This is a genomic window from Streptomyces sp. NH27, from assembly GCF_056859195.1.
On sequence record NZ_JACEGK010000711.1, the window covers coordinates 1 to 3,095 of the forward strand.

Annotated in this window: 3 protein-coding genes; 1 reads left to right on the forward strand and 2 read right to left on the reverse strand. The window is 74.2% G+C overall.

The window, feature by feature from the left end; all coding sequences use genetic code 11:
* Positions 1-250 precede the first annotated feature (250 nt).
* Entirely contained in the window at positions 251-1,186 is a 936-nt protein-coding gene (locus AC13HU_RS34775) for an aldo/keto reductase (protein WP_483045988.1), read from the reverse strand.
* Positions 1,187-1,272: 86 nt separating this feature from the next.
* Here AC13HU_RS34775 and AC13HU_RS34780 point away from each other — a divergent pair, with 86 nt between their 5' ends.
* Positions 1,273-1,929 (forward strand): TetR/AcrR family transcriptional regulator, encoded by a 657-nt coding sequence (locus AC13HU_RS34780; RefSeq protein WP_483045989.1) that lies wholly within the window; start codon positions 1,273-1,275, stop codon positions 1,927-1,929.
* Positions 1,930-1,993: 64 nt separating this feature from the next.
* Here AC13HU_RS34780 and AC13HU_RS34785 read toward each other — a convergent pair.
* Positions 1,994-3,095 (reverse strand): serine hydrolase domain-containing protein (locus AC13HU_RS34785; protein ID WP_483045990.1); only part of this gene is annotated, 1,102 nt, incomplete at its 5' end.

The following is a 3,095-nucleotide window of genomic DNA, read 5'->3' on the forward strand; positions in this document are numbered from 1 at the left end:
CGCCGGCGACGCGGATGACCTTGTCCAGTGCCTCGTCGTCGAGGTCGATAGTCGTCACACTCATGTTGAACGCCTTTGAATGAGAGCCCTGTCCGCCCGCTCTTTCGCTCGCGCGGATACCCACGGTGACCGGCATCGTAGCCGTCGCGGCTACCGGCCCGGCAGAGCGCAGCCCGGGCTCGTCCGGGGCACCTGGGCCGCTGATCCACCCCGCCCGGGTGGTCCGGGGCGGAGCGGACCGGGGGCACTGTCAGTCGAAGGTGATGTCCCCGGACTGCGAGGGCACCGCGTCCAGCGTCGCCAGCGTCGCCGCGTCCAGCCGGACGGAGCCCGCGGCGACGTTGGCCGCCAGGTGCGCCGGGTCCGCGGTGCCCGGGATGAGCACGGTGTTCGGGGTGTGGTGCAGCAGCCAGGCGAGCCCGATCTGCGCGGGCGTGACGCCGAGGGCCTCGGCCGTGGCGCGTACTTCCGGCGCGTCGGTCACCTTGGGCAGGCCGGGGAACGCGCCGCCCAGCGGGAAGAACGGCACCCAGGCGATGCCCTCGGCGACGCAGAGGTCGAGCAGTTCCTCGTCCTGCCGCGCGACCAGGCTGTACGAGTTCTGGACGCAGACGATGCCGGCCGGGAGCGCGCGGCGCAGGACGTCGAGGGATACGGCGCTCAGGCCGATCGCGCCGATCTTGCCCTCGTCGCGCAGCGCGGTCAGCACCGCGAGCTGGTCGTCGAGATCGACCACCTGGTCGCCCTCGGCGCGCAGCCCCGGGCCGGAGTCCGCGCGGCGGAGGTTCACCACCGGGACGCGGTCGATGCCGAGGCTCTTGAGGTTGTCCTCGACGCTCGCGCGCAGCTCGTCGGGGCGCTGGGCGAGGCGGAACGGGATGCGGCCGCCCGTTTCGGGTGTGGCACCGACCTTGCTGACGACGATGACGCCGGAGCCGTCGGCCCGGGAGATCTCGTCGCCGTAGGCGTCGCGGATCACTTCGTTGACGAAGCCGTTGCCGTAGAACTCGGCGGTGTCCACGTGGTTCACGCCCAGCTCCACGACGCGGTGCAGGAGGGCGACGGCGGCATCGCGGTCGTCGTGGAGGCGTTCGAGCTGCATCGCGCCGAAGCCGACGCGGGAGACGGCGAGGCCGCCGAGGTCGGTGGTGCCGCCGGCGTGGGAGGTGGAGCTGCCTTCAGCCATGGGAATGTCCTCGTGAGACGATGGAGGAGTAAGCGGAGGAGCCTCCGCCTATTCACTGTAACACTCTTACCGGAGGTCCCTCCGCTTTGTCCGGCGCCGATCCCGCAGCAGATTCCGCACGCGAACCCGAACCCGAGCCCGCGTCACCGCCCGCGTCACCGCCCGCACCGGCGGCACGCAAGCGCGCCTCCCGCGCAGACGCCCTGCGCAACCGGGACAAGCTCGTCGACGCCGCCCGCGACGCCTTCACCACCACCGGCGAGGCCGCCCCGCTCGAAGGCATCGCCCGCGAGGCGGGGGTGGGCATCGGCACCCTCTACCGGCACTTCCCGACCCGCGAGGCGCTGGTGGAGGCGGTGTACGCGGCGGAACTGGACGCCGTCACCGGCAGCGTCCCCCACCTGCTGGTGGAGCTGGCGCCCGCCGACGCGCTGCGGGCGTGGATGCGACGGTACGCCGCCTTCGTCGCGACCAAGCGCGGCATGGCCGAGGTGCTGCGCGCCGGGTGGGCCTCCGGCCGGATCGCCACCCCCGACACGCGCAGGCGGATCGGCGCGGCCATCGACGCCCTGCTCGCCCGCGGCGCCGAGGACGGCACGATCCGCGGCGATGTCGCCGCCGACGACGTCACCATGATGCTGCTGGGGATCTTCATGACCGCGGCCACCTCGGACAGCCCGGAGCAGGCCGACCGGCTGATCGAGCTCGTCATGGACGCGCTACGGCCGCGGCCGGCCGGCTGACGGACGGACGGCGGCACGCGCCGGATCAGCGCGCGCCCGACCAGCGCCGCGGGCCCGCCCCGAACTACCGCGCCGCGCGCGCCAGCCGGGTCCCCGCCTCCGCGCGCGGCCTGCTGCCGTCGCGCCAACTACGCACCGGGTGGACGGAGTTGGTGAGCAGTACCAGGAAGGTGTCGGTCGCGGGGTCGAGCACCAGGCTGGTACCGGTGAACCCGGTGTGCCCGATGGCGCCGCGCCCGGCCAACTCCCCCATGAACCAGGGCTGGTCGCGCTCGAAGCCGAGCGGCGCGGAACCGTCGGCACTGCTGTCACGGCCGTCGCCACCGTCGCCACCGGCACCGCCGAGCAGCAGCCGTACCCCCGCGGCGGACAGCAGCGCGTCGCCGGCACCCGCGGCGGCGTCGAGGATCGCGCGGCAGAACACCGCCAGGTCCCACCCCGTGGAGAAGAGCCCGGCGTGCCCGGCGACACCGCCCATCGCGTAGGCGTTCTCGTCGTGGACGGTGCCGTGCACCATGCCCCGGTCGAGCTTGCCCCACGGCCTGCGCTGGTCCTCGGTGGCGGCGATCCGGGGCAGCCAGGAGGCGGGCGGGTTGTAGCGGGTGTCGGCCATGCCCAGCGGCGCGGTGACGTGGTCGGCGATGAGCCGGTCGACGGTACGGCCGGTGGCGCGTTCGAGCGCGATCTGGAGCAGCAGCAGGTTCAGGTCGGAGTAGGTGCGGGTGCTGCCCGGTGGTGTGAGCGGGGGCTCGGCGGCGAGCCGGGCGGCGCGGGCGGCGGCGTCGGGCTCGTCGTAGAGCGGTAGTTCGGGCCGCAGCCCGGAGGTGTGGGTGAGCAGGTGCCGCAGCGTGATGCCGTGCGCGGCGGCGGCGGTCAGCTCGGGCGCGTACGAGGCGACCGGCGCGTCCAGCCGCAGCGTGCCGCGCTCGATCTGCTGGACGGCGACGACGGCCGTGAAGAGCTTGGTGACCGACGCGAGGTCGAAGACGGTGTCGGGGCGGGCGGGCACCCACTGCTCGCGCGGCAGCTCCACACCGCGGTCGGCGTGCTCGTCGTACGCCGCGTAGCGGACCGCCCAGCCCACCGCCTCGTGCAGCGCGACGGTGCGGCCGCGCCCGGCCACGACGACGGCGCCCGCGCACCAGGGGTGCGGGCGGTCGTCGTCG